General features: G+C 65.0%; 22 protein-coding genes and 1 riboswitch. Of the genes, 4 read left to right on the top strand and 18 right to left on the bottom strand.

Annotated features, from left to right (window positions below; genetic code table 11):
* Positions 1–75 precede the first annotated feature (75 nt).
* Positions 76–1,281, top strand: a complete 1,206-nt coding sequence (locus tag G6P99_RS27540; protein ID WP_165124047.1) for a lanthionine synthetase C family protein — start codon at positions 76–78, stop codon at positions 1,279–1,281.
* Positions 1,282–1,373: 92 nt separating this feature from the next.
* On the opposite strand, the gene G6P99_RS27545 is transcribed toward G6P99_RS27540, so the two are convergent.
* The 5 genes from G6P99_RS27545 to G6P99_RS27565 form a co-directional block, all read right to left on the bottom strand.
* Positions 1,374–2,519, bottom strand: a complete 1,146-nt coding sequence (locus tag G6P99_RS27545) for a serine hydrolase domain-containing protein (protein WP_198031176.1) — start codon at positions 2,517–2,519, stop codon at positions 1,374–1,376.
* A 25-nt stretch (positions 2,520–2,544) separates the two neighbouring features.
* Positions 2,545–3,117: a DUF1700 domain-containing protein gene (locus tag G6P99_RS27550; protein WP_029081692.1), complete on the bottom strand. Its 573-nt coding sequence runs from the start codon at positions 3,115–3,117 to the stop codon at positions 2,545–2,547.
* Positions 3,114–3,443 carry a PadR family transcriptional regulator gene (locus G6P99_RS27555; protein WP_029081693.1) on the bottom strand — a complete coding sequence of 110 codons (330 nt, stop codon included), beginning with the start codon at positions 3,441–3,443 and terminating at the stop codon, positions 3,114–3,116. The genes G6P99_RS27550 and G6P99_RS27555 overlap by 4 nt, the downstream gene beginning before the upstream one ends.
* Positions 3,444–3,569: 126 nt before the next feature.
* A complete protein-coding gene (locus G6P99_RS27560; RefSeq protein WP_029081694.1) occupies positions 3,570–4,022 on the bottom strand; it encodes a MaoC/PaaZ C-terminal domain-containing protein in 453 nt (150 codons plus the stop codon).
* A 142-nt stretch (positions 4,023–4,164) separates the two neighbouring features.
* Positions 4,165–5,028 (bottom strand): bifunctional 5,10-methylenetetrahydrofolate dehydrogenase/5,10-methenyltetrahydrofolate cyclohydrolase, encoded by an 864-nt coding sequence (locus G6P99_RS27565; RefSeq protein ID WP_029081695.1) that lies wholly within the window; start codon positions 5,026–5,028, stop codon positions 4,165–4,167.
* A 15-nt stretch (positions 5,029–5,043) separates the two neighbouring features.
* Positions 5,044–5,123: riboswitch (ZMP/ZTP riboswitch) on the bottom strand.
* A 204-nt stretch (positions 5,124–5,327) separates the two neighbouring features.
* On the opposite strand from G6P99_RS27565, the gene G6P99_RS27570 reads away from it, so the two are divergent.
* Entirely contained in the window at positions 5,328–5,732 is a 405-nt protein-coding gene (locus G6P99_RS27570; protein ID WP_029081696.1) for a hypothetical protein, read from the top strand.
* Between the two features lie 117 nt (positions 5,733–5,849).
* Here the strand turns inward: G6P99_RS27570 and G6P99_RS27575 are convergent, their stop codons facing one another.
* Both G6P99_RS27575 and G6P99_RS27580 read right to left on the bottom strand, forming a co-directional pair.
* A complete protein-coding gene (locus G6P99_RS27575) occupies positions 5,850–6,377 on the bottom strand; it encodes a hypothetical protein (RefSeq protein ID WP_205751516.1) in 528 nt (175 codons plus the stop codon).
* A 214-nt stretch (positions 6,378–6,591) separates the two neighbouring features.
* Positions 6,592–7,272: a hypothetical protein gene (locus G6P99_RS27580; RefSeq protein ID WP_156928646.1), complete on the bottom strand. Its 681-nt coding sequence runs from the start codon at positions 7,270–7,272 to the stop codon at positions 6,592–6,594.
* A 210-nt stretch (positions 7,273–7,482) separates the two neighbouring features.
* Here G6P99_RS27580 and G6P99_RS27585 point away from each other — a divergent pair, with 210 nt between their 5' ends.
* Positions 7,483–7,866, top strand: a complete 384-nt coding sequence (locus tag G6P99_RS27585) for a VOC family protein (RefSeq protein WP_029081698.1) — start codon at positions 7,483–7,485, stop codon at positions 7,864–7,866.
* 16 nt (positions 7,867–7,882) lie between these two features.
* Here the strand turns inward: G6P99_RS27585 and G6P99_RS27590 are convergent, their stop codons facing one another.
* Positions 7,883–8,320, bottom strand: coding sequence for a hypothetical protein (locus tag G6P99_RS27590; protein WP_084518494.1), 438 nt, complete (start codon positions 8,318–8,320; stop codon positions 7,883–7,885).
* Between the two features lie 237 nt (positions 8,321–8,557).
* On the opposite strand from G6P99_RS27590, the gene G6P99_RS27595 reads away from it, so the two are divergent.
* Positions 8,558–8,908 (top strand): GrlR family regulatory protein, encoded by a 351-nt coding sequence (locus G6P99_RS27595; RefSeq protein WP_029081700.1) that lies wholly within the window; start codon positions 8,558–8,560, stop codon positions 8,906–8,908.
* Positions 8,909–9,081: 173 nt separating this feature from the next.
* Here the strand turns inward: G6P99_RS27595 and G6P99_RS27600 are convergent, their stop codons facing one another.
* The 10 genes from G6P99_RS27600 to G6P99_RS27645 all read right to left on the bottom strand — a co-directional run bounded on the left by G6P99_RS27600 (position 9,082) and on the right by G6P99_RS27645 (position 23,670).
* Positions 9,082–11,769, bottom strand: coding sequence for a PAS domain-containing sensor histidine kinase (locus G6P99_RS27600; protein ID WP_029081701.1), 2,688 nt, complete (start codon positions 11,767–11,769; stop codon positions 9,082–9,084).
* A gap of 151 nt (positions 11,770–11,920) precedes the next feature.
* Complete coding sequence (locus G6P99_RS27605; protein WP_029081702.1) at positions 11,921–12,892, bottom strand: Bug family tripartite tricarboxylate transporter substrate binding protein; 972 nt, start codon at positions 12,890–12,892, stop codon at positions 11,921–11,923.
* Between the two features lie 123 nt (positions 12,893–13,015).
* Positions 13,016–13,927 carry a DMT family transporter gene (locus tag G6P99_RS27610; protein WP_029081703.1) on the bottom strand — a complete coding sequence of 304 codons (912 nt, stop codon included), beginning with the start codon at positions 13,925–13,927 and terminating at the stop codon, positions 13,016–13,018.
* A 451-nt stretch (positions 13,928–14,378) separates the two neighbouring features.
* Positions 14,379–15,179: an NUDIX hydrolase gene (locus G6P99_RS27615; RefSeq protein WP_029081704.1), complete on the bottom strand. Its 801-nt coding sequence runs from the start codon at positions 15,177–15,179 to the stop codon at positions 14,379–14,381.
* Positions 15,180–15,181: 2 nt separating this feature from the next.
* The gene (locus tag G6P99_RS27620) at positions 15,182–16,138 is read right to left on the bottom strand and encodes a dihydrodipicolinate synthase family protein (RefSeq protein ID WP_029081705.1); all 957 of its coding nucleotides are present in this window, start codon (positions 16,136–16,138) and stop codon (positions 15,182–15,184) included.
* 125 nt (positions 16,139–16,263) lie between these two features.
* Entirely contained in the window at positions 16,264–17,142 is an 879-nt protein-coding gene (locus G6P99_RS27625; protein ID WP_029081706.1) for an SDR family oxidoreductase, read from the bottom strand.
* 141 nt (positions 17,143–17,283) lie between these two features.
* A complete protein-coding gene (locus G6P99_RS27630) occupies positions 17,284–18,144 on the bottom strand; it encodes a MaoC family dehydratase (RefSeq protein ID WP_165124051.1) in 861 nt (286 codons plus the stop codon).
* A 208-nt stretch (positions 18,145–18,352) separates the two neighbouring features.
* Positions 18,353–18,742, bottom strand: a complete 390-nt coding sequence (locus G6P99_RS27635; protein WP_029081708.1) for a Zn-ribbon domain-containing OB-fold protein — start codon at positions 18,740–18,742, stop codon at positions 18,353–18,355.
* The gene (locus tag G6P99_RS27640; protein WP_029081709.1) at positions 18,742–19,899 is read right to left on the bottom strand and encodes a thiolase domain-containing protein; all 1,158 of its coding nucleotides are present in this window, start codon (positions 19,897–19,899) and stop codon (positions 18,742–18,744) included. The genes G6P99_RS27635 and G6P99_RS27640 overlap by 1 nt, the downstream gene beginning before the upstream one ends.
* 279 nt (positions 19,900–20,178) lie before the next feature.
* Positions 20,179–23,670, bottom strand: coding sequence for an indolepyruvate ferredoxin oxidoreductase family protein (locus tag G6P99_RS27645; RefSeq protein ID WP_029081710.1), 3,492 nt, complete (start codon positions 23,668–23,670; stop codon positions 20,179–20,181).
* Positions 23,671–23,827: the final 157 nt, after the last annotated feature.

The following is a 23,827-nucleotide window of genomic DNA, read 5'->3' on the forward strand; positions in this document are numbered from 1 at the left end:
GCGATGACCAGTTCAGCACGATGATCGGGCATTAAAGCGTGCGAAAGGGGCCGCAGCATCCAAGGATATTCCCTGATGATCTACGAGGCCGCGCGTCACGAAGCCCTCAATGGGTCAAGTTGGAACGAAGCGACTTCACGCGAATACATTCAACGCATTGCAGCCGACGCCAACGCAACGTTTTCTCGCCGCGACCTATGGCCAACACATCCGCTGGAGGAAGCCCGTCCGGGCACTCGCTTTCATAATTTATATGTTGGCGCGGGTGGTGTTGCGTGGGCGCTCAACCACCTGAGGCGTATCGGAGCCATTGTCGATCATCCCGATTTTCAGGAAGTAATACCTGAATTAAGGGAGGCCAACCGCGCCCAGATCGAAGGCGGACGGTGGCGCAGCCACGGCGCCGACGGCCTTCTGATCGGTGACGCTGGACTGCTTCTAGTTGCAGGCCGATTGGCGGGGCTGAACACCGTCGCAGATCAATTGGGAGCCGCTGTTGATAATAGTAAGGACAATCCCGTGCGTGAATTTATGTTTGGGTCTCCGGGGACAGCAACCCTATCACTCGCGCTGTTTGAGGAAACCGGTGATGACATTTGGGCGTCGCGGTTTCGTCGCGATATCAGGCTTCTGTGGGATCGGCTTGAAACTTGCGAGGGCGCGGATTGCCTGATCTGGGAGCAAAATCTTCAAGGGCATAAGGCGACACATCTAGGCGCAGTTCACGGCTTCGCGGGAAATGCCTTTCCTGCGTTGCGCGGCCGACATCTCTTGCCCGAGAACGAACAAAAACAATGGCTGGATTGCATTTCTCGCACGCTGCGGGCGACGGCATTGCGCGAGGGGGAGTTGATCAATTGGCCGCAATCGGTTGGCAAACATCGACCGGGCCGCACCGCAATGCTGATGCAGCACTGTCATGGTGCGCCTGGCATTGTGAACACCATGGCTACCTTTCCGGGCCCAGCCATTGACGATCTCTTGACTGCGGCTGGCGAGACGATCTGGCAAGTTGGCCCGCTGAAAAAAGGTAGCTGCATCTGTCACGGCACGGCTGGAAACGGCTTTGCGTTTCTCAAATTGTTCAAGCGCACCGGAAGAGAGATGTGGCTGGATCGTGCTCGACAGTTCGCGGCCCACGCAATAGGCCAGTGTGAGGCAGCAAAGCAGCAGTATGGTCAGTACCGCTACACGTTGTGGACCGGCGATCTAGGGCTTGCGATCTTCCTCTCAAAATGCATTGAAGGCGACGATCTTTTTCCAACCGAAGACTTTTTCTAGCCAAGCATCCAATTTCCGCTGTGAGTCAAAACCGGCAATGCTCTGGGTGAGCAAAAATGTCTGCCTAGACCCCAAAGCCGACGTCCGCGTCGTTATGGGTGCGCGGCCAAAATGCCGGGCAGCACCACCTCATCGATGATGGCATCATTGATGCGCCGCTGTTCGGCCGACGGCTTGTCATAGTTGCCGCAGCATTGCGCGACGACAAGGTCGAGCGCGGGGAATACATAGAGGCGCTGACCGCCCCAACCGATGCCGGCGGCCCAGCGTTCGGGATGCGGCAATACTGCTGCGAAGGACGCGCCGAGATACCATTGGTAGCCGTAGCGGCCGCCATTCTCCATCACGACCGCCGGCGCGAGCACGCGCGTCAGCCAGTCGCGCGGCACGATCTGCCGGCCGCCCCACGCGCCGCCGGCGCGCACGAGCTCGCCGATCTTCAGGAGGTCGCGCGGCAACAGGCGCAGGCCCGAGGCCGCGCGATACTGGCCGTCGCCCACCCCCTTCGCCCAATCGACAGGACCAAACCCCAACGGATCGAACAGCACGCGGCGGCAATAGGCCAGCAAGTCCTCGCTGGTGCCGTTCGAGATCAAGCGCCCCAGGATCGCGGTCGCGCCGCCGCAATAGGTCCATTTGGTGCCGGGCTCGGCAACAATCGGCCGCTCCAGGATGAAGCGGAAGCGGTCGGGCGCCGCCTCCATCGCGATCTCCGAGTTGCGCAGATCGTCGCCATAGGGAACGGTGAGTTCGTCCCATTCGAGGCCGAGCGTCATCGACAGCACGTGATGGATGGTGATGCGGTCGCGGCCCACCTGGCGCGCAAGATCGGCATATTGCGGAAACTGGTCGTACAGCTTCGCCTCCGGCGGCGGCACCTTGCCGGCGGCAAGCGCAATGCCGTAGGCAAGACCGATCACGCTCTTCGATACCGAACGCAAATCGTGCGGCACATCAGGGCCGAACACGACGTTGGCGAGCGGCCCGCGGCCTTCCGCCTCATCGTCCCCCTTGCCGTAATGCTCGAACACGAGCCTGCCACCTCGGCTTACCAGCAGCGCATGCAGGCCGCTGATCGTGCCGGCACTCTCGGCCTGCGTCAGGCGACGGGCGATCTCCTCGGCCGTTGGTTGCGCTGACGCGACCCGCGGCGCGATCAGGCTCGCGCCAAGCCCGGCCAGGACGCTGCGGCGATCGAGCTTTATCGTTGGATTGAGATTCTGCGGCATGTGCATCATCGCCATCCTCCCGATGCCGGCATCGTCAGCCGGCGTGCTGTTCGGGTTTGAGCAATCGGTAGTGCAGGCGCGCATAGCTGCCGAGCTTGCCGATCGCCGCGTTGACGGCGAACAGCAGCAGCATCGCAATTCCGGCGCTGGCGGAGATCAGGCCGATGCCCGCCACCGCGCGCAGCACCAGCTTGGCGATCGACGCGACCGCGGCGAGCTTGAAGACGCTGACCAGGAGCCCGATCCCAACGATGCCGAGCACGAACATCACGAGGCCGAGGATCAGCACGGTGAGCAGCGCCGCGAACAGCAGCGGCAGCAGGAAGAAAATGTCGACCGCGGCAAGCCCGCCGAGCGCCAGCAGCGCTGAAGCTGAATTGCGCAGGCTGTGGTCATCCTCCCAGCGCCGCAGGCCGGTCTCGGTGCGCAGCTCACGCGCCAGCCGCGAGGGATCGCCGAGCGCGACCGCGACGTCCTCTTCGCTGCGTCCCGCCGCAAGGCCCTCGTCGAAATAGGCGCTGTAATCGTCGAGGATGTCCTCGGCCTCGCGCGCCGGAAGGCCGGCCAATCCGTCGGAGAGACGTCGCAGGAAGACGGCCCGGTTCATTTGCGCTCTCCGAGCAGCTGATCGACCGCGTCCGTGAAGGCCTGCCATTCGCGCTTCTGGGCGGTGAGTGCCGCGCGTCCCGCCGGCGTCAGCCGGTAGTATTTCCTCGGCGGACCGCTGCTCGACTCGACGAGGCGCGTATCGACCAGCCCGTCATCCTGCATGCGGCGCATCAGGGGGTAGATCGTGCCCTCACCCATGCCGATGCGTGAAGCGAGCGTGCTCGCGATCTCATAGGCATAGCTTTCGCCACGGGCCAGCAGCGCCAGCACGCACATCTCGAGCGCTCCCTTCTTGAGCTGAACCTGGATCGTCGATTCCGCCATCGAACTCCTGCGGGTGTTGGGTGCTATATATAGCAAGGTACCATGTAATGCAAGGTACTTCCGAGCAACACCGCTTCAAGCCCGATGATCCCGGCTACGGCCCCCGATCGGCGATCAACTCGGACGCTACGCCCGCTCCTTCGCGACCGGCCGCATGTGAATCAGAGCATCGAGCACGACGACGAGGACAGGGCGCTGCTCGTCGTTGGTCAACTCCGTCCTGAAGATCACGACAGCGTCGCGCCGCTCCGGCCTGATGGTGATCCTCTGGATCTGCGACTGGCCGGTCAGCGTGGCTCCCGGGCGGACCGGACTGGGCAATCGAATCTCCAGGCTCCGCCCGACGATCCCTGCCACCTTGCTCCAGATCGCCTCGACGACGAGGCGCTGATAGATCGCAATGGTGTTGAAGCCGCTTGCGATCAAGCCGCCGAACGGACCCGCCGCAGCCGCAGCGGGATCGGTGTGGATCGGCACGGGGTCATACTTGCCGGCGAAGGCAACGATCTCGGCCTCGCCGATCGTATAGCTGCCGAGCTGGAACGTGTGGCCTTCGGTGAGATCTTCCGCATACAGCATCGCGCACCTCCGCGAGGCACAACGATAGACGATCGCTGCGGGCTTTCCATGACCTCTGACGTCATGAACTTCGCGCACGCGACGCCGGGCGCGAAGACGTGACGCGAGCGGCATCGGCCGCTCGCGCAATGCGCATGCCGCGCTATTGCAGCCGTGCCGCCCTCGCCTTGGCGGCCTTCACGGTGTTCTCCATCAGGCAGGCGATCGTCATCGGGCCGACGCCGCGCGGCACCGGCGTGATCGCGCCGGCGATTTGCACCGCCTCGTCGAAGGAGACATCGCCGCGCACCGTGTAGCCGCCGTCCGGCTTCTCGACGCGCGTGGTGCCGACGTCGATGACGATGGCCTGCGGCTTGATCCAGTCGCCGCGCACGAGGCCGGCCTTCCCCACCGCACTGACCAGGATATCGGCCTGTCGGCAGATCTTGCTGATGCCGCGGGTGTGGATGTGGGTCTGCGTCACGGTGGCCTGCTCCTGCAGCAGCAGCGCGGCCATCGGCTTGCCGACGATGTTGGAGCTGCCGATCACCACGGCATGCGCACCGGTGAGATCAGGCCGGATCGATTTGATCAGGCGGAGACAGCCGAGCGGCGTGCATGGCACCAGCGCATCGTCGCCGTGAAACAGCCGGCCTGCGTTGAGGGCATGCAGGCCGTCGACGTCCTTGGCGGGATCGACCGCCGCCATCACGCGCAAGGCGTCGACATGGGCCGGCAGAGGCAGCTGGACGAGGATGCCGTCGATATCGTCGCGCGCGTTGAGCGCCTCGATCCTGGCCAGCAGATCGGCCTCGCTGGCGTCATCAGGCAGGCGTTCGACCTCGCCGCGCAGGCCGAGCCGTTCGGCCATCCTGACCTTGCTCTGCACGTAGATCTGGCTCGCCGGGTCACAGCCAACCAGCACGACCGCCAGCCCCGGTGCGCGGGGCAGCCGGTCCAGTTCGCTTGCAACCTGATCGATGACAATCTGGGCATGTGCATGCCCATCGAGAACATTCGCCGTCATGGGACCTCCGTTTCGAAGCGGTGCCCAGGCGCGCGGCGTTCAGTCTCTGCGCTCCCCGATGGTAGTCCATCCAAGCGCCAGTCGCGCAGATGGCGTGGTCATAGCCGCCCGGCCTGCCAAAGGCAAATCACGACGCCGGGCGAGCGAATTGCCCTGCTTTTTGCCGGTGGATCGGTGCCGGGCGGGCCACGTCTGGGGTAGGATTCGAGCAAAACTTGCGCTAAGCCTCGGCGCTTGCCGGGCTTTTCCGATCCTGGCGCCTCCTTTCCGGTCATCACACCATTTCGGACATTTTCGACATGAGACATATCATCCTCGCGCTGGCGCTCCTCTGCCCGGCTGCCGCGCTTGCACAAGGCACCACCCCTCCCGCCGCGGCCGACAAGCCGGCGGCGGCCGAGCAGCCCATGATCGGCGACAAGCCGCTGGTTCAGGTCGGCAAGAAGCCGGCTGCCAAGAAGGGTGAGAAGCCCGCGGCACCCGGCAAGCCGCAATCGGTCGCGCAGAAGCTCCAGGCCTGCGGGGACATCGACGACGCCACCAAGGAGCGGCTGCTCTGCTACGACGAGATCTTCAAGCCGCAGCCCAAGCCGAAGGCGGCGCCTGCCAAGGGCGTCAACGAATGCCGCTTCGTCAAGGAAGAGGACGAGCGGCTGACCTGCTACAACGGTTTTGCCGACAAGATTCCGCGCCTGCCGCGGTAACCGCGTAGCGCGGCACCTGCGCAATCGGCGCCCGGCGACCGGCCTGATATCGCGGACATGAAAATGCCGCCGCGAGCATTCGCGGCGGCGTATCGATGTGGGCTAGGGAGATCCCGCTTACCAGGTCCCGAAGCCGCCAAAGAAGGCCATGCGCGGCTGCTGCTGCGCGATACGGTAGGGCTGGTACATCCCGGGCTGCGCCAGCCGCATCGGCTGCTGGGGATGGGGGTGGTACCGCGCGACCTTGCGCTTCTTCGGTGCTTGCGGCTGGGCCTGCGCCGGCTGCTCGGCCGGTTTGGCTTCGGCCACGACCGGCCCCTTGCCCGCGTCAGCCTTCTCCGGCGGAATGAACTGGGCGAACGTATTGCGGACGCGGGACTGCGCCGACGCATCGCGGTCAGCCGGCGGGGCTGCAGCGGCCACCACATTCACCTGCGACGGAGCGATGGCCGGCACGCTGGTGTCGTACACCACCCGCTCCGGCAATTTCTGGGTCGACTTGATGCGCACCATGGTCTTGTCGACACCGGGCGACGACAGGCCCTGGCTGGTGACCACGGCCTCTTGCGGCACCACGAGGTTGACGACGAAGAGCAGCGCAAGCAGCACACCACCCATGTACAGGAAATAACGCGCCACAGGCATTTTGGTAGCTCCCCCCGCGCTACGGGCGCGGTTCATCTCGGCGCGACGACATCAGTCATCGCGCAACGAACTCATCGTTTGCGCATGATCACCCGGACAGGCGCCATCGCGCTCCCGGGTCGTTCTCTAACGGTCGGCTTATTAGTTAGTTCCTGCCTGGCCGTTACGGTTCACCCGGCAAGTCAATTCCCGGTCACTTTTTCGGGAATGGGGATTAAACGCGGCTGGCGGTCACGACAGAGCATTTCGCCTTGTTTGCGTTAACGTTGACGAACCCGATCAGCATCCGCGAGTAGGTCTTGCGGCTTTTCATGGCAATGGTGTCTGATATCAGCCGCTTGCGCTCGGTCAGGGGGCTGCCGTCACGGCGGATGAATGCGCAGGCGATCTCGATGTCCTTGACCGCGAAGTCATTGGCGTTGCGCAGAGTCAGGGTCACCAGCGCCTTCGAGCCCAGCCCGCCGCGCCGCCATGATTGCGAGGCGATCCGCAGCTTCTCCAGCGGCGACCGTTCAGCGCCTTGCTCCGACGGCTTCGCCGCCTCGACCGCCTGCGGGGCGGTCGCCATCCCGACCGTGGCCGGCTCATCCGCCGGCGCGGTTGGGGCGGCCTTTGCGGGCTGAGCGGGCTCGGCCTCGGTCGATGTGTATTGCGTAGTGCGGATGACGGCGGGCGAGATCGGCCACAGCTCCTGGTCCCCGGCATCGCTCGGCTCGGGGAGCATGAACCACGCGGCGATCCCGGCTATGGCGATGACCGACAGCAGCAGGCTGGCATAGAAGCCGCCCTGACCGAGACGTCCGGCGGCAGTCCTTTGAAACGACAAGCCGATCCGCATCGTGGTGCCCTCACCCCCTGGACGCCCGATCGAGCCGCCGCACACCGGGGAAGCCACGCAGGCATCGCGCCGAGCGGTTTCCGGACGGCCGCAGGCCGAGCGGCCACGCGAGAAACAATCGCTGACGGCCGGAATGGTTTCATTCCGGGACGACAATCTTGCGACTGCGGTGACGGAGGGATGGCGTCACGGCCGACCGCTCGCTACTTTCGCGCGCGAGAGCGCGTGCCGTGCCCCCAGCTGCGCAAGAACAAAAAGGAGATCGCAATGCCTGTCGTCACCTGGGACCACGTCCATCTGCGCAGCCCCGATCCCGAGGCCACCGCAACCTGGCTGCGCGACATTCTCGGCGGCGAAATCATCCGCGGCCCCGGCCGGATCGACGTCCAACTCGGCGGCGCCCAGGTGTTTATCGCGGAGGTGACGCAAGGCGACGGCGTCAACGCCGCCCCGGTGACGCCCTATCAGGGGCTCGATCATTTCGGACTGACGGTGAAGGACATCGATGCGGTCGCGGCCGAGATCAAGGCCAAGGGTGTCGAGTTCACCAAGGAGCCGACCACGATCCGACCCGGCGTGCGGATCTGCTTCATCCGGGGCCCGCAGGGCATCTCGATCGAGTTACTCGAGCGCGACAAGAAGTACGTGTGACCGACGATCCCCTTCGCTACGTCATGCTGCCGGGCATGAAGCAGCGGATCGTGACGCCCATGTAGCTCTTGATCGGCCAGACCATGGTGCGGCCCGCACGGTTCGGCACGGTGACCACGGCCTCATCGGGAACATCGAACCACTGGCCGTCGAGACGCACGCGATAATGTCCGTCCTTGGACTCCCAATCGACGTCGCTGACCGCGCTGCCGTCGGCATCCGAGCAGCACGGCCCCTTGCCGCTGCGTAGACTGTCGAACCATTCCTTGAGCGGTGAATTGGCATAGCGGCCGTCGGGATCGCGCGCGTGCGCGATTTGCACGGCCACCACCGACACCAGCGTCACCAGTCCGAGCCTGAGTGACACCATCATGAGGCCCGCACGACGGGCCGAAGTTCCATTGGCACTGCGAGGGCGCGCCAAACGGCCGCCGGACTCAATCCAGTCTGTCATCTGTTCGCTCCAGCACTCACCGGCCAGTGCAACCAGAGCTATGCATTTCGCGGGCCACTTTGATTCGCGCGTACGGTCCGCTGTCATCGCGCCGTCACACTGCCTGGCAGGAACCGAGGGTTCACCCGAACGCGGGAGACCCGGGAATCAACCTGCCGCATTGCACGAGGTTGCCCGCTTTGGCATAAAAAACCAATCCGGATTGCTGCGGGCGCGGCAGCCGGTACATGGGACGTTATGAAGAACGGGCTCTACTCAATTCACGTCACCCTGCTGGACGGTCGCGTCGGTAAGGGCAGCGGCGTCATTCTGTTTCGCGACGGCCAGATTCTGGGCGGCGACGCCTACCTATATTACACCGGCAGCTACACGGTGAAAGGTGACGCCTTCAAGGGCGAAGTCCTTGTGCAACGCCACACCACGCCGCGCGACACCGACAACCCGCTGTTCGGCGGGCCCGCCCCGGTCGGCATCGGTGTCTCCGGCACCTTCACCGACACCCGTGGCACCATGAGCGGCACCGCGCTGGTCGGCAAGGCCAGCCTGATCTTCAGCGCCACGCTGCACAAGCTCGCGGATATCAATTAGCGATTCAGAGTGCTGACGATTCCGTCGCCGTCACCCTGAGGAGCGCGCTCTTGCGCGCGTCTCGAAGGATCGACGGCCACCGGCCAGGCCGTGCATCCTTCGAGGCTCGCGCCGCTCGCACCTCAGGATGACGGAGCAAAAGCGAATGACGTTCCGGCCACCGCGAGTCCCACCTACTCCGCGGCCTGCTCCAGCGGTGCGACGCGCGGCAGGATCATCTGGATGCGCGTGCCGTTGCCCGGCGCGGAGTCGAGCGAGAGCCGTCCGCCGAGCCGCGTGGTGACGATGCTGTAGACGATGTGCAGGCCGAGGCCGGTGCCGCCCTGGTCGCGCCGCGTCGTGAAGAACGGATCGAAGGCGCGGCGGCGGACATCGAGGCTCATGCCGCAGCCATTGTCGGCGAAGATCACCTCGACATTGTCGCCGCCGGACGCATGCACCTGGATCTCGACCTCGCCGGCCTTGCCGTCCGGGAACGCATGCGCGACCGCGTTAAGGAACAGGTTGGTCAGCACCTGGCCATACGGCCCCGGATAGGAATTCATGATCAGGTTCGGCTCGCAATCGACGTTGAGCGTCAGATTGTGCTTGCGCAGGCCGGGCCGCAGACTCATCACCACCTGCTCGGTGAGGTCGCCGAGATCGAAGGTGCGCTGGTCCGAATAGTTGCGGTCGGCGGCGACCTGCTTGAACGACTGGATCAGTTCCGCGGCGCGATTGAGATTGGCGACGAGCTGCGAGGACGCGTCGCGCGCCGTGTTGAGGAAATCGTTGAGGCTCGAGCGGCGCAGGTCGCCGCGCTCGACCTGGGTCGCGAAGATCGCGGTCTTGCGCTCCAGTGCGGACGCCACCGTCAGGCTGATGCCGACGGGATTGTTGACCTCGTGGGCGACGCCGGCGACGAGGCGGCCGAGCGCGGCGAGCTTCTCGGCCTCGATCAGCGAATTCTGCGTCTCGCGCAGATTGCGCAGCGCGGCCTCGGCGGAGTCCTTGGCCTTGCGCATCTCCTGCTCGGAGCGCTTGCGATCGCCGATGTCGAGCGCGACCGTGACGATGTTCTCGATGTCGCCCTGCGAGTCCAGGATCGGCAGCTTGTTGACCAGCCATTGCCGCATGTTGCCGGCCGAGTCCTTGTACTCCTCCTCGTAGAAGCCGAGCTCGCGCCGCACCGACAGCACGCGCTTGTCGTTCTCGTCGGTCTTGGCCGCGCCGTAGCGCGACATCAGCTCGGCGGTGGTCTGGCCGAGCGCGTCCTGCGGATCGATGCCGAAGATTCCCGCCATGTAGCGGTTCATCATCACATAGCGCAGCTCGCTGTTCTTGACGTTGATGACGGCAGGCACCGTGTCGATGACCATCTGCAGCATGCGGCGGCCTTCGGCGATGGCGTCTTCGGCGCGCTTCTGGTCGGTGATGTCGCGCACCGTGCCCTCGTAGCGGATCACCTCGCCCTCGTCGTTGCGTACGACGGTCGCGGAATCCGACAGCCACAATATGGTGCCGTCGCTCGCGCGCACCTGGTATTCGTAGTCGCGCACCGTGCCGTCGCGCTGCATCAGCTTCTGATACTGCTCCCGCGCCGCCGGATCGACATAGACGGTGGTTGCGATGTCGTCGATGCCGTTGATCAGGTCCTGCGGCGTGGCATAGCCCATCATGCGCGCCAGCGCCGGATTGGCGTTGAGCAGCGTACCGCCCGGCGTCGTGACGTAGATGCCGTCGACCGACGCCTCGAACAGCTTGTGGTAGCTCTCCTCGGCGAGCCGCTGCTCGGCGAGCGCGCGCAGCGCCGCCTCGCGCGCGTTGTCGGCGTCGACCAGGGTCTGGCGGAACACTTCGGCGGCGCGCGCGATGTCGCCGATCTCGTTGTCGAGATCGGCGCCGGGAATGAACGCGCTTTTCTCGCCGCCCGCGACCTTGCGGATCGATCCGGCGATCCTGGCGAGCGGGCGGACGGTGCGGCGAACCACCAGCACCGAGGCGAACAGGCCGATCAGCACGCCCGCCGTGCCGAGCACGATGCTCTGCCATTTCGCTTCCGCCAGCGTCCGCGCAAAATCGCGCGCCAGCACATGGCCGCGACGGCTGGAGAGCTCGCGCAACAGCTCGGTCACCTTCTGAATCAGCCGGCCTTCGGCGCCGAGCACCTCCCTGTCGATGTCGGCGATCTGGCCCTCGCGGACCGAGACCGCGATGATGGCCTCGGCATAATTGTCGATGGCGCTGCGCAAGGCGGGGTCGGTGACGGTCATCGCCCGCATGCTTTGCGCGGCCTGCTCGGCGGCGGACGTATTATGCGCCAGGAGCGCGGTGGCAATCCGGCTCTGGTCCTGTGACAGCGCGTTGGCCAGCGCCGCATCGCCGCTCGAGTCGACCGCCTTGTCGAAGGCGTCGCGCAGCGCCGGCAGCCCGGCGACGATCTCGGCGCGGCGGCTGAGCAGCGTCGAGATGCGCTCGATCCCGCCGCGATAGGTCGCGAGCCGCTGGGTGACGCCGTCGATCATGTCCTGCTGCTCGGGCGCCAGCTCGATCCGGGTCTTTTTCAGGATTTCGCTCAGCGACTGGGCCGCCTGCGCGACCTGGGCCGACTGCGACTGGCTGCCGGGCTCGGTGACGAAGTCCCGCGCCGCCAGCCGCAGCTCGTTGGTGCGGCGGTCGATGTCCTCCGCGATGTCGCCGACGCTTTGCAGCCGCTGCAACTCGGCGAAGGTCGTATCGATGTGGCGGATCGCGATGACGCTGGCCGTGGATGTGATGATGATCACAGCCAGCACCAGCAGGAAGCTGCCGAATGTGAGCTGGCCAATTGAGAGGGAGAACGCACGCGGCGCTTGCGAATTCGGCGGCAATTCAGCGGTCATGTCATCAAGGCCGGGGTCCAATACGCCCAATATACGGGAAAATACGGGCTTTGGGTAAACATGCTAGGCGGCTGAGCGGGCCGGCGGTGTGATCTGTGTCACCCCGATGATAGCAGCCGGTGGCTGATTCCGGCACAGGGCGACGTCGGGCCTAGTCGGGCGGGATGCCGGCTTCCTTGACCACCCTGGCCCAGAGGGCGACATCCGCCTTGATGATGTCGGCGAAGCGCCCGAGCGGCGTGCTCCTGGCGTCGCAGCCGGCGACATCGAGCTTCTTCCGCACCGCGGCCGAGGCCAGCGCCGTTTCCAGCGCCGCGCTGATATGTTCGACCACCGGCCGCGGTGTGGCCGACGGCACCACGAAGCCGAACCACGGCGTCACCTGCGCCTCGGCATAGCCCTGCTCGGCCAAGGTCGGCACATCGGGGAAATATTTCGAGCGGCCGTCGCTGATCGCTCCAATGAGCCAGATGCTGCCGGACTGCACCTGGGCCAGCGCCTGGTTGGCCGACAGGAAGCTCGAGGTGATCAGGCCGCTTGCGATGTCGGGCACCATCTGCGGATAGCCGCGATAGCCGATCGCGGTGACGTCGATCCCGGCCAGCCGCTTGAACAGTTCGAAGCCGAGATGGCCGGTCGAGCCCTTGCCGGGATGGCTGTAGTTCAGCGTGCCCGGCTTGGCCTTGGCGAGCGCGACGTAGTCGGCGACGGTTTTCACCGGCAGCGAGGCCGGGACGATGAAGAAATTCGGCGCGAGGCAGATCTGGCCGACCGGCGCGAAGTCTTTCACCGGGTCCCAGCGCAGCTGCGTGCTGAGCGCCGGGCTTGCGGCGAAGAAGGTCGTCACCAACAGCCACGTGTAGCCGTCGGGCGCGGCGCGCGCGACCTCCTCGGCCGCGATCGAGCCGTTGGCGCCAGATTTGGCCTCGACGACGATCGTGCCCTTCCACTGCTCCTGCATGTCCTGCGCGACGATCCGCGCGAACACGTCGGCGACGCTGCCCGGTGCATAGGGAAGCACGATGCGGATCGGCCGGCTCGGAAAATCCTGCGCGCGCACCGCGCCCGCCATCGCCAGCAACACCAGGCACGCACCGGCAATGAGGCTGATCCGCCGCAGCATCGTCCCGTTTCCCTACCCCGTGATCTCGTTGCGGGCAGGATGCAGGGACTGGCCGGCGGCAGCAAGGCGCCGGTTTCGGCTGGCGAAACTTCAGACGCCAGGATCGTCATCGCGGCGATGACCTCAGGCGGTGGCGATCTTTCGCGCAGGGATCGTCATCGCGGCGACGCCGATCACGACGCAGGCGAGCCCGATCCAGGCCGTCGGGCTCAGCCGCTCGCCCAGAAATGCGACGCCGAGCGCAACCCCGATCGGTACCCGCAGATAGGCCTGTGCGGTGGTGCCGACCGAGCCGAGGGTCTGGATCAGGCGGAAGTAGATCACGAAGGCGATCGCGGTCGAGAACACCGCAAGCGCCAGCAGAGCGAGCAGCGAGCTCGTCGACGGCGACAGGGTCCAAGGCCGTTCGACGGCGAGGCTGAGCGGAATGAGGATCGCGGCGCCCGCGATCAGCGAGCCGGCGGCAGGCGCCATCGGATCGAGCCCCTTGAAGCCGCGGCTGAAGATCGCGGCGCAGGCGTAGCAGATGGTGGCGGCGACGATCGCGACCTCGGCCACGATTCCGTCGCCGAGATCGCGGAATGCATCGACGCCGACGATCAGGCAGATGCCGGCCATGCCGGCGATCACCCCGAACAGTTCGCGCGGGCTAGCCGTCTCATGGCGAGTGATCGCGGCGGTGAACAGGAAGGTGAAGATCGGCGAGGCCGAATTGAGGATGGTGGCGAGCCCGGCATCGACGTAGCGCTCGCCCCAGGCGATCAGCGTCCACGGGATCACGCTGTTGAGGCAGGCCTGGAAGATGAAGCGGCGCCAGCTCGCGCCGTCGGTCGGCATCGTCACGCCGCGTAGGCGCATGATGACGAACAGCAGCACGCCCGCGATCGCGGTGCGCGCCGCGATCAGCGTGATCGGCGGGATGGTCGCGACGCCAAGCTTGATGAAGGTGTAGGAGCCGCCCCAGAGCGTGGCGAGCGCGAGCAGCAAGGCCAGCTCGAAGGCCATGCCGGGTTGGCGGGGTGTGGTGGTGGTCATGTTGCAGATTCCGTCTCGATGTTGAGACGGAGCCTACGTCGGCGGGAGGCAATGATACTTCGCTACGGGCCGAAGTATGAAAAAGCGATTCTCTTTCCGATCGTCGTCCCGGCCTAGTGCGCAATTGCGCACGGGAGCCGGGACCCATTACCACGGGGTTGTATTGTTGGAAAAAGGTGTGGCCCCAGCGTCGCGCAACAATGAAGATCGGTGGCTATGGGTCCCGGCTCCCGTGCGCAATTGCGCACTAGGCCGGGACGACATCGAATGTGTTGCGCCGCTCCTTCGTTACAGATCGAAGTGTGAAGATGCCGAACCGTCATCCTGAGGAGCCGCGCAGCGGCGTCTCGAAGGATGCACGTCCACAGTCGGGCCGTCGACCCTTCGAGAGGCGCGCAAGAGCGCGCTCCTCCAGCGACAAAGGCGAAGCCTTTGCGCGGGGGTGACGGGACTACCCCAGCGCCCCGACCTCGAACACTTCGCCGTCGTAGCCCGCTTCCTTGGGGATGCGGAGCTGGCGGCCGGTGGCGGTCTTGGTCATCACGGGCATCACCGCGACGATCGACTTGTCCTTGCTGTCGGCGAGCGCGGCGCCGACACTCGGCTGCTTGCCGAGCTTGATCAGGTTGCGCGTGGTCGGGAACGGCAGCTTGAAGCGGCCGGTCTCGCCGCCCTCCAGCGCTTCGCGCGGCGATACCCAGATCGAGTCGGTGGATTCCTTGCCGTCATGGGCGCCGAGTTGCTCGGGCGGTGCAGCGGCGAGGAAGAACCAGGTGTCGAAACGCTTCGGCATGCCCTCCGGCGTGATCCAGTGCGCGTAAGGCACGAGCGCGTCGAGCGCCAGCACCATGCTGTTGTCGGTGAGCACCTTGTGGAAGGTGATCTTGCCTTCATTCAGGGCCGCGCGATGCGCGGTCGCGATCTCGCTCGCGCGCCCGGCATCGACCAGGTCCTTCGAGCCCTGCGGCCGCGCCAGCAGAATGCCGCTTTCCTCAAAAGTCTCGCGGATGCCCGCGATTCGGAAGCCGAGCGCGTCGGCGTCGAGCCCTTCCCCGCCCGAATAGAGCGCGGGGTTGGCCGCGATCTCCTTGTCGTTCTTGTCGACGCTGCCGCCCGGAAACACCAGCGCGCCCGAGTTGAACTCGATCTGGTGATGGCGGACCATCATGAAAATTTCAATTTCACGCGCCGACGTACCGTCACGCAGCAACAGCACGGTCGAGGCAAGGCGCGGAGCAACGATCTCGGTCATGATTAGCCTGCTGCAGTGGATTGCGGTTGCAGATTGGCGCGGCGGTCGACCCGCGCCACACGGGAGAGCAGATAGTCGACCTCCGCCCTCGCCTGCGGCGTGATCACCGCCCCCGGCTTGCGCTGGGCGCTGGACGAGATGATGCCGCGCTTCTGCAGCACGTATTTGCGCACGGTGAGGCCGACGCCGGGCTGCTGCTCGTAGCGGATCAGCGGCAGATGCGCGTCGAACAGGTCGTGCGCGGCATCGCGTTTGCCCGCCTTGGACAAATTGACGACGTCGATCAAGAGCTCAGGGAAGGCATAGCCCGTCATCGCGCCGTCGGCGCCGCGCTCCATCTCGAAATCGAGGAACAAGCCGCCATTGCCGACCAAAATAGACAGCGGCCGCAGCGAACCGTCCTTCTGGAAGTTGCGCAGCGTCGAGATCTTCTCCAGGCCCGGCCAATCCTCGTGCTTGAGCATTACGCAGGATGGCGAATCCATCACGATCTTGCGGATCACTGCGGGCGTGAACACGACGGTCAGCGTCAGCGGATAGTCCTGCAGCACCCAGGGAATATCGTCACCGATCGCTTCCTGCGCCTGCTTGAAATAGCCGATGATCTGGTCGTCAGTGCGTAGATGCGGCGGCGGCGCGATCATGACGCCGGCGGCGCCCGCATCCATCGACTTCTTCGCCAGCGAGCGCATCGTGGCAAAGCCCGGCGCCGAGACGCCGACGATCACCTGCAGCTTCCTGGCGCGCTTGACGAAGCGCAGCGCGACCTGCTCGGCCTCGGCGGCATCGAGCTTCGGCGCCTCGCCCAGGATGCCCAGCACCGTGACGCCGTCGCAACCGACCTCGGTATAGAAATCGGTCAGCCGGTCGATCGACGCCTCGTCGATGCGGCCGTCGTCAAGGAACGGGGTCGGCGCGATCGCAAAGGTTCCTGCGGCCTGGGCGGTGAGTTTGGTCATGGGCGGGTCTATCCTCTTATCCGTCATTCCGGGGCGATGCGTCAGCATCGAACCCGGAATCTCGAGGTTCTACAATGCGCGATTGCGCATTGGGGTTCGTCGTTCGGACGCCCTGACTGTATATATCAGAACCGCCGCGCGCCCATCTTGATCTGCTGCTCGGAGAAGAAGATCTCCCTGGCGTGGGTGGCGATATCCTCGGCCTTCCAGCCGGTGAATGGCGGCTTCCAGCCCTCCATTTCCATCATCCGCATCTCGCGGACGCCGCGCGGGCCGGAGACGCCGAGAACCTTGCCGGTCTGGTCGCCCGACAAGTCGCTGACCATGTACAGCACGGCCGGCGCGATGCCATCAGGCCCGAGCGCCGCGCCCGGGTTCTCCTTGTAGCGGGGCAGGTCTGCGGTCATGCGGGTCAGCGCGCCCGGCGCCAGCGTCCAGATCCGGATGTTGTACTTGCGGCCCTCGATCGCCAGCACGTTGGAGAGGCCCCAGATGCCGCCCTTGGCCGCGCCGTAATTGGTCTGGCCGAAATTGCCGATCAGGCCCGAGGTCGACGACGTGTTGACGATGACGCCGCCGCCATTGTCGCGCATCCATTTGAACACCGGCTGGGTGCAGCAGAAGGTGCCCTTCAGATGCACCTTCATCACCCTGTCCCAGTTGGCTTCCTTGGCCTTGTGGAAGGTCTCGTCGAGCAGGATGCCGGCGTTGTTGACCAGGATGTCGGCGCGGCCGAAATGCTTGATGGCGTCGTCGAACACCGACTGGCCGCCGGCCAGCGTCGAGATGTCGGCGCCGTTGGCGACCGCGCGGCCGCCCTCGGCCTTGATCGCATCGACCACCTTGTCGGCCATCGACTTGTCGGAGCCCGAGCCGTCGCGCGGGCCGCCGAGATCGTTGACCACGACAGCCGCGCCCTCGCGAGCGAACAGTTTTGCATAGGCTTCACCGAGCCCGCCGCCGGCGCCCGTGATCAGCGCCACCTTGCCGTCGAGCAATCCCATCGTTTCTTCTCCCTTGTTATCGTGTCCGGACGCGATGCTGCGTGAGACGCTGCTTCGCAGAGCCGGGACCCACACCCGGCGACTGGGCCCCGGCTCTGCATCACACCGCTTGCGCGCTGCGCTGCGTCCGGGGCACGAGAGCTACGCCAGCACCGTCTTGCCGCTCTTGATCACGGTGACGCCGCGCGATTTCACCTTGGCTTCGAACGATACGACGTTGCCGTCCTTCCACAGCTCCATGGTCACGGTCTCGCCGGGAAACACCGGCGAGGAGAACCGCGCCACGTGCTGTTTGAAGGCGGATGGATCGTAGTCGGCATAGGTCTGCAGCACGCCGCGGCAGGTGATGCCGTAGGTGCACATGCCGTGCAGGATCGGCCGCGGGAAGCCGGCCTTCTTAGCGAACTCCGGATCGGAGTGCAGCGGGTTGCGGTCGCCGCAGAGCCGGTAGACCAGCGCCTGGTCGGGCCGCGTGGTGATATCGACGACCTTGTCCGGCGCGCGCTCCGGCACTTTGTGCGGTTCGGGCTGGCCGTCCGACGGGCCGCCGAAGCCGCCATCGCCGCGGGCGAAGCGCGACGCGACCAGCGTTGCGAGCTTCTCGCCCTTCTCGTCCTTCAGCACGGTCTGGTGACGGATCACCGCACCCTTGTCCTTGCCCTTGTCGAACACGTCGAGCACGGTCGAGTCGGCCGTGATATGGGCCGCGGTCGCGAACGGCTTGTGGAACGTGATGTCGCGCTCGCCGTCGACCACCATCACGCGGTTCAGATTCATCTCGCCGGGGCCGGCGCCCCACGCGGCGACCGAAGCGAATGTCGGCACCACCTTGAGCGGGCGCGGCGTCAGCACGCCCTCATTGACGAAGGCGAGTTCCTTCTCGTCCATCGGATCGGCGCCGAGGCCGATGCCATAGGCGTACAGCATCACCTCGCGGTCGCTGTAGCTGTATTCCTGGCCGAGATTTTTCAGGGCCATCAGCTGTTCGTACACGATCGGCATTGTTGTTTTCTCCCCGAATTGTTGTCTCTCTTCGGCGCTACCCGTTATTGCGCCCTCCCCCCTTGCGGGAGAGGGCTGCACCGACATCAAACACGAACTCGCTTGGGAGAGGGGTTATCTCCACAAACACATCTCTCGCGGAGAGAAACCCCTCTTCCGACAGCTGCGCTGCCACCTTCCCCCGCAAGGGGGGAAGGTACTTTTGAGGCTAGGCCGGCGTGAAGAACGGCAGCGGGGCGCCGTCGGTCGGCTTCCACACCACCTTCACCTTCTGGCCGATCTTCACCTTCTCCAGATCGCAATCGACGATGTTGGTCTGCAGCGACGGACCTTCCTTCAGCGTCACATAGGCGATCGCATAGGGACCGGTCGGCGACTTCCGCATCAGGCTGTAGGTGTAGACCGTGGCCTCGCCGCTCGATTCTTCCCACACCGTCTTGTCGGAGAAGCAGAACGGGCAGATCGCGCGCGGGAAGTAATGCGCTTCGCCGCAGGTGGTGCAGCGCTTGATCATGAACTTGCCCACCTTCGCCGCCTCCCAGAACGGCGCGGTCTCCGGGTTGATCACCGGGGCATTGTACTTCTTGGCTTCAGACATCACGCACGCTCCAGAATGCAGGTTGAGGCGGCGTGGCGAACGCCGAGCAGACCGCCGGTGCCGTGGGCGATCGCGAGGTCGCAGTTCTTCACCTGCACCTTCGGATGCGCCTCGCCGCGCAACTGGCGCACAGCCTCGAGGATTTTCGTCATGCCGCCACGATTGACGGGATGGTTGCTGCACAGCCCGCCGCCGTCGGTGTTGAACGGCAACTTGCCGACGCCCGAGATCAGATTGCCGTCGGCGACGAACTTGCCGCCCTCGCCCTTCTTGCAGAAGCCGAGATCCTCGAGCTGCATCAGCACGGTGATGGTGAAGCTGTCATAGATCGAGGCGTATTTGATGTCATCAGGCGTCACGCCCGCTTCCTCGAAGGCGCGCGGGCCGGACCACACGCCGGCGGAATACGTCAGATCGAGATCCTTGCCGCCGCGCGGGCCCTTCGCCGCCTCGCCATGGCCGATCAGCCGCACCAGCGGCTTCTTCAGACTCTTGGCGATCTCCGGCGTGGTGACGATCATCGCGCCGCCGCCGTCGGTGACGACGCAGCAATCCATCCGATGCAGCGGATCGGAGATCATCGGCGAGTTTAGCACGTCCTCGACGGTGACGACCTCCTTCAGCATCGCATGCGGATTGTATTGCGCGTGATGCGAGGCCGCGACCTTGATCCAGGCGAGCTGTTCGGAGGTGGTGCCGTAGTCGTGCATATGGCGCATGGCACACATGCCGTAGGCATTGTGCGTGGTAGCCCCGTAGGCGGATTCGAAATCGGCCTCGGCACCCGAGGCGCGCGGCGGCATCGGGCCGGTGCGCGGCTTGCCCGCCAGCGTGACCAGCGCGACCGAGCATTTGCCCGCGGCAATCGCCTCGGCGGCGTGGCCGAGATGGATCAGATAGGAACAGCCGCCGGTCTCGGTGGAGTCGATGTGACGCAGCTTCCTGGTGTTGAGGCCGAGATAATCGACCATCGGCCACAGCCCGCCCGGCGCGTCGCCGGCGCAGAAATAACCGTCGATGTCGTCCTTGGTGAGCCCGGCATCCTCGATCGCACCCTTGGCGACCTCGGCGTGCAGCTGTGCTGTTGATTTATCGGGTGCATGCCGGGTGGGATGTTCGTAGATCCCGGCAATGTAGGCCTTGCCCTTGATGGTCAAATCGCTCTCCGCTGGCGTTTCCTGGCTCCAGCGTTTTTCTGAACCGCCGTAGCGGCCTTGGCAAGCGCGGAAATATTCCGTCAGGCGAGACTGCGATGAGCGCACAATATGCGCGCCCCAAAACACGTGTCGTCCCGGCGAAGGCCGGGACCCATAACCACCGCTATTCGTCGCTGCGCGACGCTGGGGCCGCAGCTCGCTCTAACAACACGACCCTGTGGTTATGGGTCCCGGGTCGCGCTTCGCTTGCCCGGGACGACATTGAATGTGTGGTTACGCCTACTCCGCCGCCAATTGCCGCGGCGCCGGCGGCGGGTTGGCGAGGTCGGCGGCGAGTTGCGCGTAGCGAACCTTCGCCTCGTTGATCGCCTTGTCCTTCACCGGACCGTAGCCGCGGATGCGCTCGGGCAGCGACAGCAGTTCGACCGCGATGTCGTGATTGAGCGGCGACAACAGGCCCAGCACCGTCGCGACGTCCTTCTCGTAGCCCGCGATCAGGTCGCGCTCGAGCTTGCGGTCGGCGTTGTAGCCGAAGATGTCGAGCGGCGTGCCACGCAGGAAGCGGAATCTCGCCATCACCCTGAAGGCCGACATCATCCACGAACCGAAGGCGCGTTTCTTTGGACGGCCCTGCGCGTCGAGCCCGCCGCCGAGGATCGGCGGCGCGAGATTGAAGTTGAACTTGAACTCGCCCTCGAACTGGTCGCGCAGCTGCTTCTCGAAGCGGCCGTCGCTGAACAGCCGCGCAACCTCATACTCATCCTTGTAGGCGAGCAGTTTGGCGTAGTTGATCGCGACCGCGCGCGGCAGCGCCTCGCCATAGCCGCCCTTGGTGGCGACGTCGCGCACCTGGTCGACCAGCTTGCGGTAGCGTTTTGCCAGACGCGCGTTCTGATAGTCGGTCAGCAATCCCATACGATGGGTGATGATCTCGTCGAGCGACATCGCATCCAGCGTCTTCGGCGGAGCGACCTCGTCCTCGGACTTCATCATCCCGTTCAGCCGTGCCGGATCGGCAGCGGCCAGACGGCCAAGCTGGAACGCCTGCGTGTTCATCTTGATCGAGACGCCGTTGACCTCGATCGCCTGCTGGATCGCTTCCGCCGACAGCGGCAGCAATCCGCGCTGATAGGCAAAGCCCATCATCATGATGTTGGTGGCGATGCTATCGCCGAGCAGCGCCTCGGCCGGCTTGGTGAAGTCGAAGAAAGCGGAGTCCTTGCGCAGCTCGGTCTCCAGCACGCTGTTGACCTTGCGGCTCTGGAAGTTGAAGTCGCGATTGAGGATGAAATCCGCGGTCGGGATCACGTGGCTGTTGATGATGCCGACGGTGCGGCTCGCATCGCACAGCGTGATGGTGTCCTTGGAGGCCGCCACGACCTCGTCGGCGGCAAGCACCAGATCGGCGGTGCCGGTCACGATGCGCGAACAGGTCACATCAGCGGTGTGCTCGGAGAGCCGGACATGGCTCAGCACCGCGCCCCCCTTCTGCGCAAGGCCGGACATGTCGAGGATCATCGAGGCCTTGCCCTCGATGTGAGCGGCCATGCCGAGCAGCGCGCCGATGGTCAGGACGCCGGTGCCGCCGACGCCGCCGACCGCGATGTTGTAGGGCCGGTCGAGCGCGGGCTTCGATGCCGGCTCCGGCAGATCGCCGATCGCTCCCAGATCGGGCGGCGCGCGCCGCCTGAGCTTGCCGCCGTCGACCGTGACGAAGGACGGGCAGAATCCCTTCACGCAGGAATAGTCCTTGTTGCAGGTCGACTGGTTGATGGTGCGCTTGCGCCCGAGCTCGGTCTCCAGCGGCTCGACCGAGATGCAGTTCGACTGCACCGAGCAGTCGCCGCAGCCTTCGCAGACCGCGGGATTGATCAGCACGCGGCGCTGCGGATCCTCCATCAGGCCACGCTTGCGGCGGCGGCGCTTTTCGGCGGCGCAGGTCTGCACGAACACGATCGCCGAGGTGCCCTTGGTATCGCGGCACATCTTCTGGACGTTTTCGAGCTCATCGCGATGGAACAGCTTGACGCCGGGCGCGATGGTATCGGCCGGATAGGCGTCGGGAGTTTCCGAGACCAGATAGATTTCGCGAATGCCTTCGGCGTGGAGCTGGAAGGTGATCTGCTGCGGCGAGAGATCGCCGTCATGGCGCTGGCCGCCGGTCATCGCGACCGCGTCGTTGTAGAGGATCTTGTAGGTGATGTTGGCCTTGGAGGCGATCGACTGGCGGATCGCCAGAATGCCGGAGTGGAAATAGGTGCCGTCGCCGAGATTGGCGAAGATGTGGTTCTCGTTGGTGAACGGCGCGATGCCGACCCACGGCACGCCCTCACCGCCCATATGGGTGAAGGTCTCGGTCGAGCGGTTCATCCATAGCGCCATGAAGTGGCAGCCGATGCCGGCCAGCGCGCGGCTGCCTTCCGGCACCTTGGTCGACGTGTTGTGCGGGCAGCCCGAGCAGAAATACGGCGTGCGGGTGACGGGCGCGGTCGCCTGCATCTGGGTCGACTGGCGGCCGTTGAACCAATCCGCCTTGGCGCGCAGCATCTCGGCGATTTCAGGATTGAGATTAAGTCGAAGCAGCCGTTCGGTGAGCGAGCTTGCAAGCGAGGCCACGCTGAGCTCGGCGGCGAAGGTCAGGAAGCGCTTGTCGTGATCGTCCATCTTGCCGACGATGCGTGGGCGGACATCGTCGCGCCAGTTGAACAGCTCCTGCTTGACCTGGTTCTCGACGATCTCGCGGCGTTCCTCGACGATGAAGATTTCCTCGAGGCCGACGGCGAAGTTGCGTACGCCTTCCGGCTCCAGCGGCCACGGCATGCCGATCTTGTAGAGACGGAGGCCGATCTTGGCGGCGATCTCAGGCGTGATGCCGAGTTCGCGCAGCGCCTGGCGGATATCCTCATAGCTCTTGCCCGAGGCCATGATGCCGTAGCGCGCGTTCGGCGAATCCATCGTGACGCGGTTGACCTTGTTGGCGCGGGCAAAGGCGATCGCGGCAAAGCCCTTGTAGTCCTGCAGCCTGCGGTCCTGCTCGAAACGGTCATCGGGCCAGCGGATGTTGAGCCCGCCCGGCGGCAGCTCGAAATCGGGGGGAATGATGAACGGCGTCATCTCGTCGGTCAGGTCGATCTCGGCGGTGGTCTCGACCGTCTCGGTGATCACCTTCATGCCGACCCAGCAGCCCGAGTAGCGCGACATCGCGATGCCCAGGAGGCCCATCTCGATCATTTCATGGATGCTGGAGGGGTAGAGGTAGGGCATCAGCGCGGAGATGAAGGCGTGGTCGGACTGATGCGGGACGGTGGAGGATTTTGCGCCGTGGTCGTCGCCGGCAAGACAAAGCACACCGCCATGTTTGGCGGAGCCGGCCGCATTGCCGTGGCGGAACACGTCGCCGCAGCGGTCGACGCCGGGGCCCTTGCCGTACCAGATGCCGACCGCGCCATCATATTTGGCGCCGGGCGACAGGGCGAGCTGCTGCGAACCCCAGATCGCGGTGGCCGCGAGATCCTCGTTCACGCCGGGCTGGAATTTGATGTTGTACTGCTCGAGATGCTTGCGGGCGGCGAACAGCTGCTGGTCGTAACCGCCGAGGGGGGAACCGCGATAGCCGGAGATGAAGCCCGCCGTGTTGAGGCCTGCAGCGCGGTCGCGTCTGATCTGCGCCATGGGCAGGCGGACCAGCGCCTGGATGCCGGTCATGAAGACGTGGCCGGTGCCCTGGGTGTATTTCTGGTCGAGGCTGATAGGCCCTTGGTTGATTCCCATTTAGCCCTCTTTGCGCTGGTCGCGACGACTGCTTTTTAGCTAGTCATCCGAACTTGTTAGAACCAGTCTATGTCGGATTTTCTCGCCTGCGCAGCACAATTCTGGGCGACCAAGCCGGTCGCCTAAAAATCGCAACTTAGTGCCGGGAATATCGGAG

Source organism: Bradyrhizobium sp. 6(2017), from assembly GCF_011058295.2.
Lineage (GTDB): Bacteria > Pseudomonadota > Alphaproteobacteria > Rhizobiales > Xanthobacteraceae > Bradyrhizobium > Bradyrhizobium septentrionale.